At 32.8% G+C, this 22,475-nt stretch carries 20 protein-coding genes; 14 read left to right on the top strand and 6 right to left on the bottom strand.

All coding sequences use genetic code 11. The annotated features are described in order from the left end of the window. The first annotated feature begins 16 nt into the window (after positions 1 to 16). The 6 genes from ED556_RS13535 (at position 17) to ED556_RS13510 (ending at position 5,521) form a co-directional block, all read left to right on the top strand. Entirely contained in the window at positions 17 to 784 is a 768-nt protein-coding gene (locus tag ED556_RS13535) for a pseudouridine synthase (protein WP_296324992.1), read from the top strand. 3 nt (positions 785 to 787) lie between these two features. Beyond that, positions 788 to 1,669 (top strand): LytTR family DNA-binding domain-containing protein, encoded by an 882-nt coding sequence (locus ED556_RS13530; RefSeq protein ID WP_296324990.1) that lies wholly within the window; start codon positions 788 to 790, stop codon positions 1,667 to 1,669. A gap of 104 nt (positions 1,670 to 1,773) precedes the next feature. After that, entirely contained in the window at positions 1,774 to 2,346 is a 573-nt protein-coding gene (locus tag ED556_RS13525; protein WP_296324987.1) for a hypothetical protein, read from the top strand. Positions 2,347 to 2,405: 59 nt separating this feature from the next. Beyond that, the gene (locus tag ED556_RS13520) at positions 2,406 to 2,828 is read left to right on the top strand and encodes a VOC family protein (RefSeq protein WP_296324985.1); all 423 of its coding nucleotides are present in this window, start codon (positions 2,406 to 2,408) and stop codon (positions 2,826 to 2,828) included. A 57-nt stretch (positions 2,829 to 2,885) separates the two neighbouring features. Next, positions 2,886 to 4,070 (top strand): hypothetical protein, encoded by a 1,185-nt coding sequence (locus ED556_RS13515; protein WP_296324982.1) that lies wholly within the window; start codon positions 2,886 to 2,888, stop codon positions 4,068 to 4,070. Further along, on the top strand, positions 4,070 to 5,521 hold the full coding sequence (locus ED556_RS13510) for a hypothetical protein (protein ID WP_296324979.1): 1,452 nt from the start codon (positions 4,070 to 4,072) through the stop codon (positions 5,519 to 5,521). Before ED556_RS13515 ends, ED556_RS13510 begins: the two co-directional genes overlap by 1 nt. 82 nt (positions 5,522 to 5,603) lie before the next feature. On the opposite strand, the gene ED556_RS13505 is transcribed toward ED556_RS13510, so the two are convergent. From ED556_RS13505 to ED556_RS13495, 3 genes are all read right to left on the bottom strand, one after another. Next, on the bottom strand, positions 5,604 to 6,485 hold the full coding sequence (locus tag ED556_RS13505) for a bifunctional 5,10-methylenetetrahydrofolate dehydrogenase/5,10-methenyltetrahydrofolate cyclohydrolase (protein ID WP_296324976.1): 882 nt from the start codon (positions 6,483 to 6,485) through the stop codon (positions 5,604 to 5,606). 22 nt (positions 6,486 to 6,507) lie between these two features. Next, the gene (gene ffh, locus ED556_RS13500; protein WP_296324973.1) at positions 6,508 to 7,839 is read right to left on the bottom strand and encodes a signal recognition particle protein; all 1,332 of its coding nucleotides are present in this window, start codon (positions 7,837 to 7,839) and stop codon (positions 6,508 to 6,510) included. A 173-nt stretch (positions 7,840 to 8,012) separates the two neighbouring features. After that, the gene (locus ED556_RS13495; RefSeq protein ID WP_296324970.1) at positions 8,013 to 9,983 is read right to left on the bottom strand and encodes a hypothetical protein; all 1,971 of its coding nucleotides are present in this window, start codon (positions 9,981 to 9,983) and stop codon (positions 8,013 to 8,015) included. Positions 9,984 to 10,082: 99 nt separating this feature from the next. Here ED556_RS13495 and ED556_RS13490 point away from each other — a divergent pair, with 99 nt between their 5' ends. From ED556_RS13490 to ED556_RS13480, 3 genes are read left to right on the top strand one after another with little or no spacing between them, the layout of a single operon-like run. Beyond that, positions 10,083 to 10,598, top strand: coding sequence for a sigma-70 family RNA polymerase sigma factor (locus ED556_RS13490; protein ID WP_296324968.1), 516 nt, complete (start codon positions 10,083 to 10,085; stop codon positions 10,596 to 10,598). Positions 10,599 to 10,644: 46 nt separating this feature from the next. Beyond that, positions 10,645 to 11,532, top strand: a complete 888-nt coding sequence (locus ED556_RS13485; RefSeq protein ID WP_296324965.1) for a FecR domain-containing protein — start codon at positions 10,645 to 10,647, stop codon at positions 11,530 to 11,532. Beyond that, positions 11,525 to 13,828 carry a TonB-dependent receptor plug domain-containing protein gene (locus ED556_RS13480; protein WP_296324962.1) on the top strand — a complete coding sequence of 768 codons (2,304 nt, stop codon included), beginning with the start codon at positions 11,525 to 11,527 and terminating at the stop codon, positions 13,826 to 13,828. The genes ED556_RS13485 and ED556_RS13480 overlap by 8 nt, the downstream gene beginning before the upstream one ends. Here the strand turns inward: ED556_RS13480 and ED556_RS13475 are convergent. Continuing rightward, complete coding sequence (locus tag ED556_RS13475) at positions 13,825 to 14,628, bottom strand: Brp/Blh family beta-carotene 15,15'-dioxygenase (protein ID WP_296324959.1); 804 nt, start codon at positions 14,626 to 14,628, stop codon at positions 13,825 to 13,827. The two genes, ED556_RS13480 and ED556_RS13475, sit on opposite strands and share 4 nt — an antisense overlap. Before the next feature lie 173 nt (positions 14,629 to 14,801). Here ED556_RS13475 and ED556_RS13470 point away from each other — a divergent pair, with 173 nt between their 5' ends. Both ED556_RS13470 and ED556_RS13465 read left to right on the top strand, forming a co-directional pair. Further along, complete coding sequence (locus tag ED556_RS13470) at positions 14,802 to 15,536, top strand: bacteriorhodopsin-like (RefSeq protein WP_296324956.1); 735 nt, start codon at positions 14,802 to 14,804, stop codon at positions 15,534 to 15,536. 105 nt (positions 15,537 to 15,641) lie between these two features. Continuing rightward, positions 15,642 to 16,184, top strand: a complete 543-nt coding sequence (locus ED556_RS13465) for a YfiT family bacillithiol transferase (RefSeq protein WP_296324953.1) — start codon at positions 15,642 to 15,644, stop codon at positions 16,182 to 16,184. On the opposite strand, the gene argS is transcribed toward ED556_RS13465, so the two are convergent. After that, positions 16,185 to 17,957, bottom strand: a complete 1,773-nt coding sequence (gene argS / locus ED556_RS13460) for an arginine--tRNA ligase (protein WP_296324949.1) — start codon at positions 17,955 to 17,957, stop codon at positions 16,185 to 16,187. It abuts the gene before it with no gap. Positions 17,958 to 18,076: 119 nt separating this feature from the next. On the opposite strand from argS, the gene ED556_RS13455 reads away from it, so the two are divergent. The 3 genes from ED556_RS13455 (at position 18,077) to ED556_RS13445 (ending at position 21,483) form a co-directional block, all read left to right on the top strand. Next, entirely contained in the window at positions 18,077 to 18,445 is a 369-nt protein-coding gene (locus tag ED556_RS13455) for a VOC family protein (protein ID WP_296324946.1), read from the top strand. Positions 18,446 to 18,757: 312 nt separating this feature from the next. After that, a complete protein-coding gene (locus ED556_RS13450; RefSeq protein WP_296324942.1) occupies positions 18,758 to 20,800 on the top strand; it encodes a tetratricopeptide repeat-containing sensor histidine kinase in 2,043 nt (680 codons plus the stop codon). Between the two features lie 38 nt (positions 20,801 to 20,838). After that, entirely contained in the window at positions 20,839 to 21,483 is a 645-nt protein-coding gene (locus ED556_RS13445; protein ID WP_296324939.1) for a chromophore lyase CpcT/CpeT, read from the top strand. On the opposite strand, the gene ctlX is transcribed toward ED556_RS13445, so the two are convergent. Beyond that, complete coding sequence (gene ctlX, locus ED556_RS13440; protein WP_296324936.1) at positions 21,480 to 22,412, bottom strand: citrulline utilization hydrolase CtlX; 933 nt, start codon at positions 22,410 to 22,412, stop codon at positions 21,480 to 21,482. The genes ED556_RS13445 and ctlX overlap by 4 nt on opposite strands. Positions 22,413 to 22,475 lie beyond the last annotated feature (63 nt).

Here is a 22,475-nt window from a genome sequence, read left to right as displayed (position 1 = left end):
ATTGTACTTTTGTTATATGTCTGATAATCTCACGCGTCTTAATAAATATCTTAGTGAAGCTGGTTTTTGCTCTCGCCGAGAAGCAGACCGGCTTATTGATGCTGGGCGTGTTACAATAAACGATAACATCCCAGAAATGGGTACTAAAGTTGCACCAGATGATGTGGTTAAAGTAGATGGCGAAATTGTTGGACAGCATAAAAAAGAGTTTACCTATTTAGCATTTAATAAACCTGTTGGTATTGTTTGCACTACAGATACTAGAGTAGAAAAAAACAATATTATTGATTACATCAACTACCATAAACGTATCTTTCCAATTGGTAGGTTAGATAAGCCAAGCGAAGGTCTTATTCTACTCACGGATGATGGTGATATCGTTAACAAAATTCTTCGTGCAAGTAATAACCATGAAAAGGAGTATATTGTAACTGTAGATAAGCCAATATCGCAAACATTTATTGAGCGTATGTCTAATGGTATTTATATCGAAGAGCTAAAGCAACGCACCAAAAAATGTAAGGTTAGAAAGATAGATAAGTTTACATTTAGCATTGTTCTTACACAAGGTCTAAATCGACAAATACGACGCATGTGCAGTTACTTAAATTACGAAGTGCAGACACTTAAGCGCATTCGCATCATGAATATTAAACTAGATGTTGCTGTCGGAACATATAGAAAACTTTCTAATACTGAGCTTGAAACACTTTCAAAATTAATATCGGATTCTAAGAAAACCTTTCAGCCCAATATTCAAAGACCAAGAAAAAACAGACGATAACAAATGTCCTTCTTAAATTACATAACATCCAATAAGCGCATAATACTTCTTATCATTTCTGTTTTATTACTAACTATTACTTTTGAAACATCTCAACAACTCTATTACCTAAGAAGATTTAATCTCGGTGGTGGTGACGCAACTTTTCTTATTCTGTTAAAAAGCCAAGCTTACAGGTGGTTTATATGGATGTCATTATCACTAGTGATTGTTTTTTATGCAAGGTCGAGCAAAATTGAGAGTACTTTATCTGTTTCGGATATTTTAAAATACTGTGGCCTAATATTAAGCCTCGTTACATTAAACATAGTAATAATATCTATTAGCCAAGTACTTACCTATGGCGACCCATTAACGTTAGAGCGTTTATTTAATGAATACTTGCCGTTTTTTATGTTTCAAAAAGCGCCAATGTATACTCTTGGTTACATCGCAATTACCATAATTACACATCTCTATTTTTCAAACGAAAGGTTACAAATCAAGATTCAAAATTTATCTGAATTAAAACTAACTAATGCTCGTTTGTATGCTCAGTTAAAAGATAAGGTTGACGATAAAACTTCTGTATTAAATATTAAAATAGGAAATAAACGAAAAATAATTCCTGTAGATGAAGTCTTATGGATTGAAGCAGATGATTATTGCGTTAAGGTGCATACTATAGACAAAGGTTGCTATACCATGAGAAGTAGCCTTAAAGCGTTACTACCTAAATTAGACACAAATTTTTTACGTGTACACAGAAAGGCCATTGCTAATATGAGAATGATAAAAGAGTTAAGTATGTCTAACTCTCCAAACCTTATTCTGTCAGACAATACCGAAATACCTGTATCGAAAACGCATTTAAAGACAGTGAAGCATTTTCTTTCTAATCATTAAGAGTTTTTTAACTCGCTTTACTGCAAATAATAGTCGCTTCTCTGCAAAACCCAATTGACTTTAGTTTTTTTCATGTTGATTTGAAAACAATTAAATCTTATATCATGAAAAAAGCCTTACTTCTTTTTACACTAATTATGTCATCAAGTTTAGCATTTGGACAATATCAAAATGAACCTTCAAAAGAGTTTCCGTATGGAAAAGCTCATCCTGATGCTCCAGAGCAAATTAAAGACTTCCAACCTCTAATTGGTAAATGCAAGTGCAAATCCACAGCCCGAAAACAAGATGGTAGCTGGAACGAGACCATAGATATGAATTGGGTGTTTAAGTATATTATGAATGGAAAAGCAGTACAAGATGAAACTCTAAAGACAGACGGCGGTCATTCTGGCAGTATTAGACAATTTATTGCTGATAGTAGTAAATGGTATGTACATTATTACTCATCAGTTGGACCAACAACTGTATTACCCGCTTGGGAAGGTAATAAAACCGAAGACGGTAAAATTATTCTTTACAGAGATCAAACAGCACCAAATGGCATGGAAGGTTTTTATAGAATAACGTTTTACGACATCACTGATAAAGGTTACAATTGGATTGGCGAATGGGTTGATAAAACCGAAAAAATAGTTTATCCGACTTGGAAAATAGAATGCCTTAAAGAAGATTAAATTATTTAAATCTTTTGAGCAAATAAATACTTAATTTTGGGCATATTATATTTTCCGATATGTCCAAAATTTCTCCTTTTCACTTAGCAATTCCGGTTCATAATTTAGCTGAATGCCGAAACTTTTATACTAATATCCTAAATTTTGAAGAAGGTCGCAGTAGTGATCATTGGGTAGATTATAATTTTTTTGGGCATCAACTGGTCATACATTACAAACCTAAAACGGAAGACGATTCACATACCAATAGCGTAGATGGCAAAGATGTACCTGTTCCGCATTTTGGCGTTGTTCTTGATTGGACTATTTTCCAAGAGTTTGCGGATCTCCTAAAATCAAAAGGAATCACTTTTATTATTGAACCTTATATCCGTTTTGAAGGGCAAGTTGGTGAGCAAGCCACTATGTTCTTTAAAGATCCTTCTGGTAATGCATTAGAATTCAAAGCATTTAAGGATATGGATCAGTTGTTTGCTAAATAATTATATTGGTATGATATTTGTCCCTCTAAACCGAAATAAATAATCTACTACTTTTTTATGAAAAAAATACTACTACTCTTGTCCCTTGCTTTATGTACTTCAATATATGCTCAAAGGATAGTTGATGAATCTGTTAGTTTTTATGACATCATAAAACCACTACAACCTTTAGATGCGTCCGTCAAAACTTATAAAGTTGTACTTAACATTCCGTATACGTTAACAGTAGAAGATGTTAAAGCGCAATCATTAAAAGATTTTGAAGCAGAAAAAGCCAATCACGATAATGTTATTGCTCAAAGTAAAGCTGATTATGAAGAGAAATTAGCTAACTATGATATAGAAGTAAAGCAAGCCAAAGAAAATTATGAAACCGAGATGAAAGACTTTAAAGAGCTTTCATTATTAGAACGTTTAGCTTTAACTGAACAAGGAAAAAAACCAAAACTCAAAACTCCAGCTAGACCTACTTATGTAGAACCTGCTGAACCTATTTATCAAGAACCTAGACTAGCTGATTATTTAATCTTTGATAAAGAGGCATTGGCCCATAACATGGCACTAAATGGATATGAAAAAGGCGAAGATGTGATATTTATAATAGATATGAGTAAAATGGAATTTCAAGAAAATGGTGGACAGACATTTTACAAACAACCAACAAAACTTACGGTTTTAGTAAATGGCGAAACTATAAGTGAAGAGCTTTTTGGTGATAAATCAAAATTCTTAACCTCATCTTCAAGCAATACAATTAATCTTAACCGATACGAAAAAGACAATGTAAATAAAACGCTTAAATCTATAGAAAAACATATCAATGAAAATTATGGGTATACTCCAGTATCTAAAAAAATAACCATTGAGTTTCCTAAGAATAAAAAACGTGAATATGATGATTTAGAGCAAGCTAAGATTAAGGCTATTTCTGCTTTCAGAAAAATGACAAAAGAGGCTCCAAAAGAGAGAAGAGAAGCTGCTATGAGCGACATTGATAATGTTAAAGATATTTGGGTTAGTACTCTTGATAAAGTAAATTATTCTGATAAGAAAGCCACTTATAATGCCAATATTGCAAAATCTATATTCTTTAATTTACTTAGTGTACAAACTACTTTAGGACTTAAAGATGATGCTGAAGAAACACTAGAGTTATTACAAGAAAAGCGAATAGATTTAGATTTTAACTATACTGAAAAACAACGTATAACAAAACTTGAAGATTTAGTATATAAGTTATAATGAAAAAGATTACCTCAACTATAATAGCGCTTGTAGTTACTTCAGTCTTATCTGCTCAAGTATTTGATATTGAATCTAGTATAGCGTACAAGAAACCTCATAAAAATAGTACCTCAGAAGTTGTACTTGCATCACCATATGGTTGTTTTACGTACAGTTACTTAAAAAATGTATTCTTAGATAATCAAAAAGAAATTACAATAACTAAGTACGATCAAACACTTAGTGCTTTTGAAACCAAACGTTTCACCTTACCCAAATTAGATTTAAGAGCTGCTGACTTGGATAAAGTCATTGAATTAGACAATAAGCTTGTTTTTATTTCTAACTCAATGAGTAAGAAAAAAGGAATTCGTAATATATATGCTCAAGTTTTTGATGGCGAAACAAGTACAGTTTCTGACACTAAAATTATTGCGTCTTACACTATAGAATCTTACTCCAAATCAGGGCAAATTGAAGTCAATGTATCAGAGAATAAACAACAAATCGTTGTCTTAGCTAATATGCCCTTTGTGAAAAAGACCAAACAAAAAATTAAAGTTTGGACTTTTGACACAAACCTGGAAAAGATATGGGAAGCTAGTTATGATCTAAGTTTAGATAGTGAACGTGCACATAATCAAGATTTACATATATCTAACGATGGAGCAGTATATTTAGTAAAACGCTACAAATACAATTCAAAAAAAGCTGTATCACTTTTAATAACCATTAGTAAGGACACTATTGCCGAAACTGTGCTGTCTCAAGCAAATTTCTTTGTTAGAAATACAGCATTTACAAATCTTGGTCTAGAGCATCTAATTACAGGATTCTATTACACCGGAAAGGTTCCTAATGTAGATAATAATTCTGATAAAGGAAATGAAACCTCTGGTGTTTTCATGTATAACATTTCTTCCGAGAAGCTAATAGGAAAGCATGATTTCCGGGTGGACAATAAACCAGTTAAGGGTTTAAATAGTGTAGCACCAATTTTTACTCACGTTTTTGGAGAAGATATATATATCGTTGGTGAAAAACAGACATCCAGTAGTAAATTTAAGCCTGGAAACTCAGCAGAGGTAGATTATCTATATAACCATGGTCCTACCATAGCTATTAATATGGATATAAATGGTACCCTTAAAGATATGCAGTTACTTAATAACAAGAACACCTATAAAAATGAATTAAGTGAGCGTGCATCGGTTTCTGTTTTACCTTTTGATAATGGGCTAAGGTTGTTCTATAATAATAGCACATTAAGAATTGCTAGTTTTTATAAAAGAGAAGAAGAAATGACCACTTGGAAAACACCTGAAAAAGAGTTTGATGACGATGAAATTAGAGCTACTCCTGTTATGACTTTATTACCAAAATCCTTAAGACGTGTAAACAATTATAATTTAATCTATTTTGTCTCTACCAATGCTGATCTATTTTGGATCAATAAAATGACTTGGTAGTTTACACTTTGAATTACATTAAAAGAAAACACCCCAATATTTGTACTAAATATTGGGGTGTTTTTTATGTGTAAAAATTGAATTATCCATTCGACCTGTGTTGTTCTCTTGCTAGTAATGTATTTTTCAACAACATCGCAATAGTCATAGGACCAACACCTCCAGGTACTGGAGTTATATAACTTGCTTTTTTACTTACATTTTCAAAATCTACATCACCAGTTATATAGTATCCTTTTTCAGAATCGTCTGCTACACGTGTAATACCAACATCAATAATAACCACATCATCTTTTACCATTTCTGCTTTTAAAAACTTTGGCACACCCAAAGCAGAAATAATAATGTCCGCTTGTGATGTAATTTGAGTAATGTTTTTAGTGCGACTATGTGTAAGTGTTACTGTTGAATTTCCTGGAAATCCTTTTCTTCCCATTAATATACTCATTGGACGACCAACGATATGAGAACGACCGATTACTACGGTATGTTTACCTTGAGTCTCAACACCGTATCTATCAATAAGTTCTAAAATACCAAATGGTGTTGCAGGAATAAAAGTTGACATGTCTAAAGCCATCTTCCCAAAGTTTGTTGGATGGAACCCATCTACATCTTTATCTGGATGTACAGCCATTAGTACTTTTTGAGTATTAATTTGAGGTGGCAATGGCAACTGAATAATGAAGCCATCAATATCATCATTATTATTAAGTTCGTCTATTTTGTCTAAGAGTTCAATCTCACTGGTTGTGTTAGACATACGAACCATAGTTGACTCAAAGCCTACCCGTTCACATGCTCTAACTTTACTTCCAACATACGTAAGACTGGCGCCATCGTTGCCAACGATTACAGCAGCTAAATGTGGTACTTTTTCCCCATTAGCCTTCATCTTATCGACTTCAGCCTTAATCTCATTCTTTATATCGTTACTGATTTTTTTTCCGTCTAGTATTGTCATGTTGGTTGTATAATTTATATAATTATCGAGGCATATTTTTCATCATTTGCATCATGCGTTTTCCACCGCCACCTTGCATCATCTTCATCATTTTACTCATTTGCGAGAATTGTTTCAATAGCTGATTGACTTCTTGTACGGATGTCCCTGAACCTTTAGCGATTCTCTTTTTGCGGCTTGCATTCATTAATGATGGGTTAGTACGCTCTTTTGGTGTCATTGAATGGATTATAGCTTCAATACCTTTAAACGCATCATCATCTATATCTACACCTTTCATCATTTTTCCTGCTCCAGGTATCATGCCTATTAAATCCTTCATGTTACCCATCTTTTTAATCTGCTGAATTTGTTTTAAAAAGTCATCAAATCCAAACTGATTTTTGGCAATTTTCTTCTGAAGTTTTCTTGCTTCTTGCTCATCAAATTGTTCTTGAGCGCGCTCCACAAGAGACACCACATCACCCATTCCTAAAATACGATCAGCCATACGAGAAGGATAGAAAACATCTATAGCTTCCATCTTTTCGCCAGTACCAATAAACTTAATAGGTTTATTTACAACAGATTTAATAGAAATAGCAGCACCACCACGTGTATCACCATCTAATTTAGTTAGGATAACACCATCAAAATTTAAGATATCATTAAAGGCTTTTGCTGTATTTACAGCATCTTGACCCGTCATAGAATCCACCACAAATAGCGTTTCCTGTGGTTCAATGGCTTTATGAATATTAGAGATTTCAGTCATCATAGCTTCATCAACTGCTAAACGACCTGCGGTATCTATAATTACCACATTATGACCATTAGCCTTTGCATGAGCTATACCTGCTTTTGAAATTGCTACAGGATCAGTATTTCCTCTATCACTAAATACGTCAACACCTATTTGATCTCCAACAACATGAAGCTGATCTATCGCTGCAGGACGATATACATCACAAGCAACTAATAAAGGTTTTTTTGTTTTTTTGTTTTTAAGGTAATTGGCGAGTTTACCAGAGAATGTGGTTTTACCAGAACCCTGTAAACCGGACATTAAAATAACACTAGGTTGACCGGAAAGGTTAATACCTTCAGCATCACCACCCATAAGTTCGGTTAATTCATCTTTAACGATTTTAACCATTAACTGACCTGGTTGTAATGTTGTTAATACATTTTGTCCAAGTGCTTTTTCTTTAACCTTATTTGTAAACTCTTTTGCAATTTTAAAGTTAACATCGGCATCTAAAAGCGCACGTCTCACCTCTTTTAAAGTCTCAGCAACATTTACTTCAGTAATGCTTCCATGACCTTTTAATACGTGTAGCGCTTTATCTAACTTATCACTTAAATTATTAAACATAATTCCTATTCTTATTTAACAAGTTGCAAATTTAAGAATTTACACGCTAAACACGAGTAGATAATTGTATTTATAGTAGTAATACAAAAAGAAAAGAGCTGCTCGGCACTGAACAGCTCTTTTTCAACCAACTAAACTTACTAATGTACTAACTTTAATAAGCGGTTCTATGATTAATCACAATCTTTATCTAGTGTCATTTGATCATCACCTTGATGGAAAATTAATTGAGTATCTGTACATTCAACCACAGTCCAAACTCCAATAATAGCTTGGATATCTGGAGCATTTAAACCTTCAAAAGTTACATCAACTCCACCATCGTTATTGGTATATGTAGTCCAAACACCTATAATTGTTTCGTTGTTTACAGTATTAGTTACAACCAATTCCTGTTCATCATTAAAACTTAAACGATACGTTATTAAGTTATCATCTCCATTTAATTCTGTAACTATCCATTCACAATTCATTAAGATACCATCAACATCTTGCTCTGTACAATTACCGTTGTTACAATCCACTACTTTTAATAGGATTTCAAAAACTTCATGGTTATCACCAATTTCAACTCTTACATAAATAGTTTGTGGTGAACTTGTATTCACATATGATTGCGGATTGGATATAGCATTTACGTTGTTATCTGCATCTGCTATAGATGTGTGATAGGTCACAACATCTGCTGCTGGCGTGCAATTGGCATATGCAATGGTTAAATCAAATGTTTCGAAACCATCATTATCTTCATCACATAGTTCTAATACTGCATCAAAACTTCCAAAGCAATCAAAAGGATTTGGGTTTACAAAACAATCTTGTTCTAAGTGCAGGATATTGTCGCCTTGCATAAGACCATAGAAGCCTTCATCACATTCAACAACTTCCCAATTTCCTGAAAGCGGCGCATAATCTCCAGTAAGATCTAATACTAAAATGAGCACATTAGCATCTAAACTAATATTCCAACCTCCTATTTCAACAAATCCATTAGGCGTATGTACTTTAACTGCTCCATCTTCAGTGAATACTAATTTATTATCCTGGGTATTGATAATGTTTGTACCTGCAAACCAATAGCATTCTACTAAATTTTCTGCTAAATCCTCAGCTGAGCAATCGCTTGGATTATTATCACAATAGCGGTCGAGTTCTAATTCAAAATCACCTCTAACAAGATTAAACTCATCTTCATCACAATCTGTAATTAGCCACTCACCTCCTAAATCGTTTTGTAAACCTGATAGTTCAGACAACACCAAATATGTTCCGTTATCATCTTCGATAACTGTCCAGTTACCTGTTATTGGTTCTTGTAAATTTTGACCTGTAATTTCAAGGGTAAAATCATCATTAAATGTTACAGTTAAACCATCAAAATCATCGAATTCGTCATCAAGTTTCCAAACACATTCTTTTAATGATGCTTTAACGTCGTCCACATCACAATCTTCAAAATCATCATCACAAGCCTCGCTTGCAGCTTCTATTACATCAGATAATTCCTCATTAGAATTTACAGTTACAGTATCACCATTGGCATAAACAAGGCTTACTGGGAAATTTAATGCAACAAAATCAAAATCATTATCATCATCTAAACTTTCTAAAAACTCATATAAGGCTTCATTGCTTTCAATTGTAATTGTATCAATAATTACAAATTGAGAGTTTAATAATGAGAACGAAATAGGGTACACAAAATCAATACACTCTATGACATCATCGTTATCAACACAATTTTCTAATAGATTATTTAACTGTTCTTGATTTTCTATGACTTGTTCAGTGTAATCGGCAGAAATAATAGTTATAGGAAATACAAATTCTGGGATTTCATCTTGAAAATTCTCTAAAAGTTCCTCTAATTCTTCAAGACCTTCTTCATTTTCAATCGTAATAGTAATATTACCAACAACAACTGTTACAGGTAATTCTACAGAAAAACAACTGCTATTATCCAAAACATTATCTTCTGCTACTGCATTAGAAGATGTTCTAAGCATAAGGGTAGATAATTGTGAATTAGCAGTTATAGTTTGTTGTTCATCTGGATTAATGATTTCAACCGATTCATCTTGACATGAGGCAAAAAAGAGCGCTACAATAAGTAGTAAAAGGATTGATTTGGTGTAGGTTTTCATAATAATTGTTTTTTTGCGATTTATTATAAAACAATCAAAGCATTAATATTCCTACCCCGAATTTCATTTTTTTTTAAATTTACATCTATATAAGAGTATATGGCCCAACCTCTACATGATAATAGTTGTGATGAACATGTGTTTTCATCACTTTTTAAAAAGCATTCAAAAAACCTTCACGACTTCTTATATTATAAATTTGGATCACAGTTAAACCCTAAGGATAAAGTACAAGATGCTTTTATAAAACTCTGGGACAATTGTAAAAAAGTACCTCCAGAAAAAGCAAAGAGTTTTTTATTTACCACAGCTAATAATTTAATGCTTAATGCTGTAGCTCATCAAAAAGTGGTTTTAAAACATCAAAAAAAACCTCAAAAGCATAGTACAAATGAGTCGCCTGAGTTTTTACTTGAAGAAAAACAATACAATGAAAAATTACAAAAAGCATTAGAAAACCTAACCGAAGCACAGCGTGTTGCATTTTTATTAAATAGAGTTGAAGGCAAACGCTTTAAAGAAATTGCACAGCTACTAGACATATCGGTTAAAGCTGTTGAAAAGCGAATTTATGGTGCCTTAAAAAAATTACGAGAAGACATTGAAGAACTATAGGTAGGGAAAATTAAAACATAGCTGTTATATAGATAGTATAAAGACAATGGAAAGAGAAGATTTAATACAAAAGTGGTTAGACCATAATCTTAATTCGGAGGAGCAAAAAGCTTTTGAAAAATTAGAAGATTATGATGTACTTACAAAACTATCTAATGCTACGAAAGGGTATAAAGCTCCAGCATATGATAGCGATAGTGAATACAGTATTATTGCTGAAAAGATTAAATCTAAAACCGCCAAAAATTGGTTAAAACCATTGATTAGAGTTGCTGCTGTATTGCTAATAGGTTTTAGTATATTTTACTACACCTCAACCTTAGATACTACTATAAATACAACCATAGCAGAAGCGACCATAACAAATTTACCAGATGCTTCAACAGTAGAACTTAACTCCAAATCTACCATTATTTATAATAAAAAATCATGGAGTAATAACCGTACAGTCCGTTTAGAAGGAGAAGCATTTTTTGATGTTGAAAAAGGTTCAAAATTTGACGTTATTACAAGTGAAGGAAAAATTAGTGTTTTAGGAACCCGATTTAATGTAAAGCAAAGGCAAAATTATTTTGAAGTTACTTGCTATGAAGGCCTAGTCGCTGTAACATATAATGAACAATACATGGAGTTAAGGCCTGGAAATCGTTTTACTGTAATTGATGGGATAATTACAAATGAAAAAGAAAAAAGAACCAAGCCAAGTTGGATGTCTAATGAGACTACATTTACTAGTACGCCCCTAAAATATGTTCTGGCAGAATTACAACGCCATTACAATGTTAGTATAGATGCTAGTCAATTAGACACCCAACGTTTATTCACTGGAAGTTTTACTCATAAGAATCTAGATTTGGCATTACAATCAATAACCTTACCTTTAGATATTACTTTTTCTAAAAACAACGGTGTTATTGTTCTGCAAAGTGAATAGTTTTAAAACCTATTTTTTAATTCTAATATTTGGAATATCCTTTCATTGCTTATCACAAACTAACAATGAACCCAAACCACTTACTGAAATTTTAAAAGCGCTTGAAGCGAAATTTGACGTTAAGTTTTCGTATGCCGATGATGTTATAAAATCAATTTCGATTGAATTTCCTGAAAGTTTAATTACGCTCAATGCGGCCTTAGAATATCTTGAACTCAAAACACAATTAAAGTTTAATCAGCTTAACTCAAGGTTTATAGCTGTAAAAAAATTATCCTCAGAAAATAAGGTTCAAGAAGTTCAATTACAGAAGTTAGACGAGGTATTTATTGAAAATTACCTAACCAGAGGTTTGGCAAAAAAAATTGATGGTACGGTAGAAATATCACCACAAGATTTTGGCATACTACCAGGTTTAACTGAGCCCGATGTATTACAAACCATTCAAACGCTACCAGGTATTACTAGTATTGATGAGCGTATTTCTAACATAAACATTAGAGGCGGCACTAATGACCAAAACCTTTTTCTTTATGATGGAATTAGAATGTACCAAACAGGTCATTTTTTTGGCCTTATCTCTGCGTTTAACCCATATCTTACCGAGCAGGTCAATATTAGTGTAAATGGCACAAAAGCCAAATATGGTAATGGCATTTCAGGTGTGATAAATATACTAAACTCGGACACCATTAGTGAAGACTCAACATCTGGTGCCGGATTTAACTTAATAAGTGTAGATGGGTTTTCTAAATTTCAATTGTCAAAAAATATGGAGCTTCAGGTATCTGCAAGAAGGTCTTATACGGATGCACTTTTAACACCTACTTACGATAGTTATTTTGAACGGATATTTAATAATTCTGAACTAGGAAATAATCAAACATCTACATCTCAACTTCAGCAAAATGAACGCTTCTTTTTTTATGATGCTAATATTAAACTTCTCTACGATATAAATGATAAATCAAAAATTATAGCAAATGCTATTACGATTTTTAATCAGTTAGATTATGATGTAAACCCTACTAATACTAGTACTGAACTTGCTACTGAAAGTGAGTTAAACCAGAAAAGTTATGCTGCAAGTTTAGGCTACCAGTACAATTGGTCAAAGTCAGTAAATATGTCTGCTCAGCTTTATTATTCTAACTACCAATTGTTTGGTAATAATCTTATACCATCTACAACTCAAGAATTGATTCAAAAAAATGAAGTTATAGATATTGGTGCAAGGATAGATTTTATAAAAGCATTAGACAAAAACTTAAATCTCAACTTTGGATATCAGTTTAATGAGATAGGCGTTTCAAACCTTGAAGATGTTTCTATACCCAGATTTAGAAGCTTTGTAAAAGAGGTTATTAAAACCCATAATATATATACAGAAGCAGAATTTACATCAAACTCTAAAAATACTTATGGCAGAATTGGTCTTAGAGGTAATTACATAGATAAATTTGATGAGCTATTATTTGAACCGCGACTAGCTTTCTCTCAGAAGTTTCTCAATAATTTTAGGTTAGAAATTTTAGGAGAAACAAGAAGTCAAACTATAACACAGATTATAGATTTACAACAAGATTTTTTCGGTATCGAAAAACGCAGGTGGCGTTTAGCTGATAACTCTAATGTACCTATAGTGAAGAGTAATCAATTTTCAGTTGGTCTTAATTATAAAAAAAATGGATGGTTAGTTAGTGTAGAAGGTTTTGTAAAGAATGTCTCTGGTATAAGCTCAAGAAGTCAAAGTTTTCAAAATCAATTTCAGTTTGTAAACGAAATTGGAGATTATGACATTAAAGGCATTGATTTTTTACTAAATAAGCGCATTAAGAATTTTAACTCTTGGTTAAGTTACTCTTATAGTACAAATGATTTTACGTTTGAAAATTTGAATAACACATTCCCAAGTAATATAGACATAAGGCATCTCGTTAGTTTTTCTAATACTTATGAGTTTGACAACTTAAAGCTCTCTGCAGGCATTAATTGGCACTCTGGTCGTCCGTATACGCAACCACTTCCAGGACAAATAAATCCTAAAATTATAGCATTTGATACACCCAATGGTGAACGGTTACCAAACTATGCCAGGATAGATATATCTGCTATATATGATTTTCAGTTTGCTGAAAATGTCCATGCAGAAGTAGGCGCTTCCATCTGGAATGTATTAGATAAAGAAAATATTATCAATCGATTTTTCACTCTGGATGCTAATGACAACATCGTACAAAATGATGAATTAGCTTTAGGTTTAACACCTAATTTTAGTCTGCGCTTAAAGTTCTAATGCTTAAAAATTTTGGACATCACCAAAACATGCGGAAATGTAATTGCAGCTAAAAACGAAAAGAATACCGCATAAAACATATCCGATTGTCTTATTAAAAAACTAAAAAACACAAATAAACCGACTATTGATATTAGCCAATACACCAAGGAGGACTTTATATAGTTAAGTATTGTTTTCTTATTCACTTCGTTTGACAGAAATGAAATTTGGTCCACCAATGATGGTAAGGAATGCCATAACACAAAATAGATTGCAAATGCCCAAATCAATGATGCAGTTTTAAATACAATAAAAAACACAATTAAGTAAAATAACTCCCGTAAAGGACTAGGAATAGCTTTAATAAGTAATGAAAAGCTTATAACAAAAAGTCCTAAGCTTCCGATTAAATTATAAAAAAAGAATGATTCATTAATTGTAATCCTTGCAATTTGATTAATTACAACCGCACTTTCTTCCCAATTAGTATAAAACAAAAGGCTCAATATGGTATATCCATAACTTAAGTACAGTAAGTATTTTAATGGTCTATAATCAGTTTTGATATCATGAAAATGTTGTTCACCAAAGTGATAGCCACTTACTATAATAAATAATAATAAAGTTATTTGAGGCATAAAATAGAACATCAATGTACCTATTAGTATAATGAGAACATAAAGAAAAAGAGTCTTGTTAAGGTTTAAGGATTGATTTTTATAGACCGTATTGATGATTTTTATATCATTTGCTCCATGTATAAGGCCAATTGACAAAATAAAAAAACAAGCAACATACTCTTCAATATTCGAAGTCATATATACTGCCAACCATAGACATAGAAAGGTAGAAACGATATTAAAATTTTGAATATTTCTCAAAATATAAGCCTTAAATTATGTTTTGTTTATTTTTTTTCACAAAATTTTAAACATTTATTGTTTAACTTTTCGTAAATTTACTTAAACAAAATAACTAATTAACAAAAATTATGAACATTTTTTCAATTGCAATCGCTGATGTAGCCAAAATCGCTACAGACGATTACGTAGGTTTTACATTCTTCGTAGGATGTATGGCTATGATGGCGGCTTCGGCCTTTTTCTTTTTATCAATGAATAGTTTTGATAAAAAATGGAGAACCTCAATTCTTGTTTCTGGTTTGATTACGTTCATTGCTGCAGTACATTATTGGTACATGCGCGATTATTGGGCGGCTCATGCAGAATCCCCTACATTTTTTAGATACGTAGATTGGATATTAACTGTTCCGCTGATGTGCGTAGAGTTTTATCTTATCTTAAAAGTAGCTGGTGCTAAAAAATCCCTTATGTGGAGACTGATTTTCTTATCAGTAATAATGTTAGTAACAGGTTACTTCGGTGAAGCTGTTTATAGAGATCAAGCTCAAATCTGGGGATTAATCTCTGGTATTGCCTATTTCGTTATCGTTTACGATATCTGGATGGGACAAGCCAAAAAACTGGCCGTACAAGCTGGTGGTGCAGTTCTCAAAGCACACAAAACTTTATGTTGGTTTGTACTAGTAGGTTGGGCAATATACCCTATAGGTTATATGGCAGGAACACCAGGTTGGTACGACGGAATATTTGGTGGATTAGCAATGGATGTTATATACAACATTGGTGATGCCGTAAACAAAATAGGTTTCGGTTTAGTAGTATATGGAGCTGCAGTAGCTGCTTCTTCTTCAGCCGACGCTTAAGTTAGATTTTATTAGTTAGTAAATCGTAAAAGGTTGCCATATGGCAGCCTTTTATTTTTTGTTGCTTTAAATAATGTCCTAATTTTATGGCATAACTTATATACTATGAATGCTGAAGAATTAGAACAACTAAAATACCCAATTGGCGAATTTACGAAACCAGATCACATCTCAAAAAAGCAACTAGATGATTGGATTTTTGATATAGAAAATTTCCCAAAGGCTGTAGAATCTATTACTAATAATTTATCTGAGTCCGAATTAAACTATAAATACAGACCTGATGGTTGGACTATAAGACAAGTTGTGCATCATTGTGCAGATAGCCACATTAACAGCATTACAAGGTTTAAGTTAGCACTGACAGAAGATACGCCAACTATTCGACCTTATTTTGAAGACCGTTGGGCAAAACTTAATGACTATTCAGAACCACTGGAAGCGCCAATACACATCTTAAAAGGTGTACATCAAAAACTTGGAATACTCCTTAGAGGATTAAATGACGAGGAATTAAAAAAAGAGTTTGTTCATCCAGAACATGGCAAACATTTTTCTTTAGAAGAAACTATTGGTACATATGCTTGGCATAGCAATCATCATTTAGCCCATATAAAACAAGCATTGAAACATAAAGGTGAGTTTTAACTACATCCTTTCAGGCACATCTATACCTAAAACACTAAACGCATTTTTTATGGTTTGCCCCACAGTTTCAGATAATTGTACTCTAAAATGTTTTTCATCCTCAGAATCTGCACCCAAAATGGAAATATTTTGAAAGAATGAATTATATAACTTCACCAAATCATAGGTGTAATTAGCAATCAAAGCAGGACTATATTGACTTGCAGCATTTTGAATTACTGAAGGAAATAATTCAAGTTGTTTTAAAAGTTGTCTCTCTTTATCATGCATTTCTATGTCAGAAAAAGTAGCACCGTCATGCCCTGCTTTTCTAAGTATAGATTGAATTCTAGCGTAAGTGTATTGAATAAATGGTCCTGTGTTACCCTGAAAATCTATAGATTCTTTTGGGTCAAAAAGGATTCGCTTTTTAGGGTCAACTTTTAGTATGTAGTATTTTAGAGCACCTAAACCAATAGTTCTGTAAAGTGCTTTCTTTTCTGCTTCATTATAATCATCAAGCTTACCAAGCTCTTTAGAAATATCTTCAGCTGTAGTTGCCATCTCAGTAATTAAATCATCGGCATCGACTACAGTACCTTCTCTACTCTTCATTTTACCGCTTGGTAAATCTACCATACCATAACTTAAATGGTATAGATTTTCTGCCCATTCAAAGCCTAATTTCTTAATAATTAAGAATAAAACTTTAAAGTGGTAATCTTGCTCATTACCTACAGTATATACCATGCCACCAACATCTGGATAGTCTTTAATACGTTGTATTGCTGTACCAATATCTTGAGTCATATATACTGCTGTACCATCAGCTCTTAACACAATCTTTCTATCAAGACCATCTTCAGTTAAATCGCACCAAACAGAGCCATCAGGGTCTTTTTCAAAAACACCAGTTTTAAGACCTTCAGCAATAAATTCTTTACCTAAAAGATAGGTCTGACTCTCATAATAATAAGCATCAAAATCAACACCAATAGCTTTGTATGTTTCTTCAAAGCCATCGTAAACCCATTGGTTCATTGTTTCCCAAAGTTCTACTACTTTTTTGTCTCCCGCTTCCCATTTACGAAGCATGTCTTGAGCTTCTAATAATATTGGGGCTTCTTTTTTAGCATCTTCTTCCGATTTACCATTGGCAACCAAATCTGAGATTTCTGCTTTATACGCTTTATCAAATTCTACGTAATAATTTCCAACAAGTTTATCGCCTTTTAAACCAGTAGACTCAGGGGTTTCACCATTTCCAAAACGTTGCCAAGCCAACATACTTTTACAAATATGAATGCCTCTATCATTAATAATTTGAGTCTTATAAACGGTTTTTCCAGATGCTTTTAAAATCTCAGCTACAGAATAACCTAAAAGCACATTTCTTACATGACCCAAGTGTAATGGCTTATTCGTATTTGGTGAAGAGTATTCAACCATAACGGCCTTATCAGATTTAATATTTGAAAATCCATAATGCACATCATCTTTGATCCCATTAAAAAATGATAAGTAATAAGCATCGCTAATCTCAATATTTAAAAAGCCTTTAACGACATTAAACCCTTTAACAAGAGACACATTGCCCTCTAAATATTTACCTATTTGCTCACCAATAACCACAGGATTTCCTTTGACTACACGTAACATCGGAAAAACAACTACAGTAATATCTCCAGCAAACTCTCTACGGGTTGCTTGAAATTCAACCGATTCTAACTCTGAGTCAAATAGGGCTTTGACAGCCGCTTTTACATGAAATTCTAATGTGTCTTGTAGCTTCATAATTATGCTAAGCTTTGGCGTTTAAAACGCTTGCAAAGATAGAAGTTTTATTGTTTTATTAAGATTTTAAATAGGCATTATTACCTAATTTTAAAGACGTATACTTATGAGAGTAGAAAATGGAAAGAAAAAGACATTTGCTTAAAGGAATTCCGGTTTTGGCTTCCTTAGATATCAAGAAAACTGTTCAGTTTTACAAAACCAAACTTGGTTTTGATAGAGTTGGATATTTGGATGACAACTATGCCGTAATTGCACGTGACAATTTTGTTGTACATTTTTGGAAATGTGATGATAAAATCCATCCAGAAAATACAAGTTGTTACGTAGATGTTGAAGATATTGACATACTTTGCGAAGAGTTAAAATCTTTTGGCGTTATACATCCAAATGGGACCTTAAAAAATCATCCTTATGGTATGCGTGAGTTCGCCATTTTGGATGAAGATGGAAACCTGATAAAATTTGGTCAAGAAATTACCGAGTAAACAGATTTACACTTTAACTTACTGATTAACAGCAAATTAAAAATAGTGTGCATTTCATCGATAAAAGTGTAGTTCTGCTGATATTTTTGCCTTTAATCGATTGGTCTATTTTTTTTAAAATTTCAACGTTCATTTTGTCTGATTTTTTGGTCGTAAAACCTAAAAATTAGTAATTCCAGTTGCAATTAACCATTTTTGGTCTGCTATTAATTAAAATCTGAAGTATTAATTATTGCGTCAGAATATTCTTTCCTATCCCTCTCAGAAAGTTAGCAAAATACAAGGTATATTATGCCCTTACGTGAATGCGTTATGAAGCAATCTTTGATAACATTCGCTATTTGCCTATTTGCTACACTTAGCTTTGCACAAAACGCAAAGATAGATAGCTTAACAGTGCGCTTAGCTTATCAAAACCAAGACTCTACAAAAGTGGAGACTTCTCTATTGCTTATAAACGAACTTTACGATATACAAGAATACAACAAAGCCTTATTATTCATTGCGCAAACTTCAGAACTCTCAAAGACACTTAATTACGATAAAGGTCTTGCAGAGACTAGTTACAAAAAAGCATTAATCTTTAATAACCAAAACAAGACTTCGGATGCGGTTGATAATTTTGAAGCTGCTCGAAGTTATTATTCTTCATTACGAGATACACTAGGTGTTGCAAAAGTAAATAACAACCTTGGTGTTATAGAAATCCAAAGAGGTAACTATAAAAAAGGTCTTGAAAATTCACTTTCAGCTATTTCAATTTTTGAAGAAAAAGAATTAAAAGATGATTTAAGTAAAGCTTACAACAATCTTGCTGAAGCATATTACAACACTAATATGTTTGACAAAGCATTACAATACAACAAAAAGGCCTTAAGTGTTAGAGAAGAATTAGATGACTTAGATGGTATGAAGCTTTCACTAAAAAACTTAGGATTGCTTTACGCACTTAAAGATGACAACCGTAGATCTATTGATAGTTATGAGCGTATGCTTACACTTTTAAGTGCAGACGATACAGATATACGTGGTGAAATTATGCCTAGTCTGGGTCGATCTTATCTTGCCATTGATGAATTAGAAAAAGCATCTGATTACTTAAGAGAAGGATTAGCATATAGTAGAAGACAAAAAAATGATTTAGGTATTTTAAAATCTCTTAATGCTTTTGGTGAATTAAACATTAACAATAGAAGATATAGACTTGCAGAAAATCAACTTCTAGAAGCTTTAAAGATTGCTAGGCGACTTAATAATGATGAAGAATTACTTTATAATCTAAGACTCAATAGAGATTTAGATCAAAAAAGAGGTTTTTACGAAGATGCTTTTAATTGGCAAAACCAATACTACGAACTAAAAGAACGCCTTGACCAAGAAAAGTTGGCAAAACTAAATATCGAACCACGAATTGAAGATGAAATTGCGAATACGGTTCCGCTAATCGATACTATTAAAAATGACAATACAGCAACAGCAAATCCTATAACAGATAAACCAAGTAAAAAAGACACACTTTTAATTTATGGTCTAATTGCTGGTCTTGTTTTCATAACAGCACTGTTGATTTTTAGTTATTTGAAAGGTTCAAAAGACGGTAAAACTGTAAAGACCTTATCTAAATCAAATAAAGAATTAACAACAAAAAATCTTCAGCTTGAAGAAGTAAATCAAGTAAAGGACAAGCTATTTTCTATCGTATCCCACGATTTAAAAGACTCTATTTCTTCTATAAAAGCCTTTTTAGATTTACTAAAAGATGGAGGAATTAGTAAAGAAGAATTTAATGACCTAATACCTGAACTTAGTGAGAATGCTAACAATGCATCTTCACTCCTTTTTAATTTATTGAATTGGTCAAAATCACAAATGCAAAATCTGCAGCCTAAGCCAGAGCTATTCAATATTCAGGAGGTTTTTCATATCAAAATGTCTCTTATCGAGAAAAAAGTTAGTGACAAAGGCATTATCCTGATCGATGAGTCAAGACGCGAGTTTGTATATGCTGACCGCAGCATGTTAGAAATTGTAATTCAAAACCTTATCACTAATGCTGTAAAGTTTACAGGTAAAGGTGATGTCATTACTGTCTCTAACCAAGATTACAACGGTAAAGTTCTTATCTGCGTTGAAGATACTGGGATAGGTATCTCCGAGGAGAATATCAAAAAACTCTTTAATGCAAAGAAAAACTTTACGACTACTGGAACTGGTAATGAAAAAGGTACAGGATTAGGTCTTACCATTTGTAAAGATTTAGTTGAACTTAACAAAGGTCGTATTTGGGTTGAAAGTACACCAAACATAGGGAGTAAGTTCTTTATAGAATTACCAAAAGCCGAGCTCTCTGAATAATTATTTTTCTATATTTAGACCACTAAATACAATCTAAAGTGAAAAATATCTACCTCTTATTAGTAGTCTTGGTATTAAGTGTATCATGCAAAAACGAAAAAAGAACAAAAGACTCGACTGCTGAAAACATTAATTCAGAACAAAAACTAGATGAACTCTATGCATTAATGCAAGGGTCTTTTAACTCTGAAGTACAATCGCAAGTAGATTCTTCGTATTACAATATCTCTTTACACATGTATCCTATTTGGCAAGGTAATGGCCATTACTTATATGTTGAGCAAGCTTTGAATAGCATGCAAGACAGGCCATACAGACAACGTGTATACAAACTAAACCAATTGACAGATAGTACGTTTACTTCTGAAATTTACACACTTGAAAATGACTCTATTTGGATAGGTAAGTGGAAAAATTTAAGCGCTTTCGATTCTATTTCTCCAAAAGACATTACGTTAAAGTCTGGATGTGAAGTTGTATTAAAACGATTGGACGACAAACACTTTCAAGGAAAAACTGGTGACACCACGTGTTCTAGTAATTTAAGAGGTGCGTCTTTTGCACGAAGCGAAGTCGAGATTTTAGAAGACAAAATTATCTCTTGGGATAGAGGTTTTGACGCTGAAGGTAATTATGTTTGGGGTGCAGAAAAAGGTGGTTATATCTTTAATAAGCTCGATTAAGCTTTAGGTAAAAACACCTCAGCCATCATACAACGTGCGCTTCCACCGCCACAAGTTTCTATAGTAGTTAAAGAACTCGATAATATTGAGCAATGCTTTTCTATAGCTTTTATTTGAGCATTAGTTAAACTCTTATGAGCAGCAGCACTCATTACTAAATAGCGCTTCTTATCTGTGCCATGTACTTGGAGCATATTTCCAGCAAATTGATGCATTTGAGCTTCAGTAATTTCAATAACTTCCTTTCCATCTTGTTTTAGGTGCTTAACCACATTTTTTCGTTCTTTTTTATCATCAATACTATCAAGACAAATCACAGAGAAATTTTCAGCTAAACACATCATAACATTGGTGTGATAAATTGGTAAACGCTTACCATCAACAGTTTGGTTAGCCGTAAAAATTACAGGTGTATACTCAAAATCTTCACAAAATTCAATAAATAAAGATTCATCTGCTCTTGGAGATAATGCGCAATACGCTTTTCTATTAACTCGGTCTAGTGCTACACTTCCTGTACCTTCTAAAAACACACCTTCGTCTTCAGCAGAAGTATAATCAATGATATGCTCAATGTATAGACCTTCTTCTTCTAGCTTATCAAAAATTTCGTCTCGACGTTCCTTACGTCTGTTCTCTGCAAACATAGGATAAATAGCTACATCACCATTGGCATGAAAACTCACCCAATTGTTAGGAAACACAGAATCAGGAGTATCATGCAATTCATCATCGCTAACCACAACAACTTTTATACCTACAGCTTGTAATTTTAAAACAAAAGCATCAAATTCTTCCTGAGCTTTAGCATTAATATCTTCATTTTTAATTGTTAATTCTTCCTGAAAATAGTTGTTTACAGCCGTTTGTTCGTTCATTCTAAAACTGACTGGCCGAATCATTAAAATAGTATCTGTAGTTTGGTGCATTGATGCTTTTTTTTGAGAGTCAGGCAAAATTAATGTTTTTTGTATTCTGAAATTTATACTTCT

This window comes from Winogradskyella sp. (assembly GCF_003712105.1).
GTDB lineage: Bacteria > Bacteroidota > Bacteroidia > Flavobacteriales > Flavobacteriaceae > Winogradskyella.
Note: the sequence above shows the minus strand (reverse complement) of the source record. Positions and strands in the feature narration are given on the sequence as shown.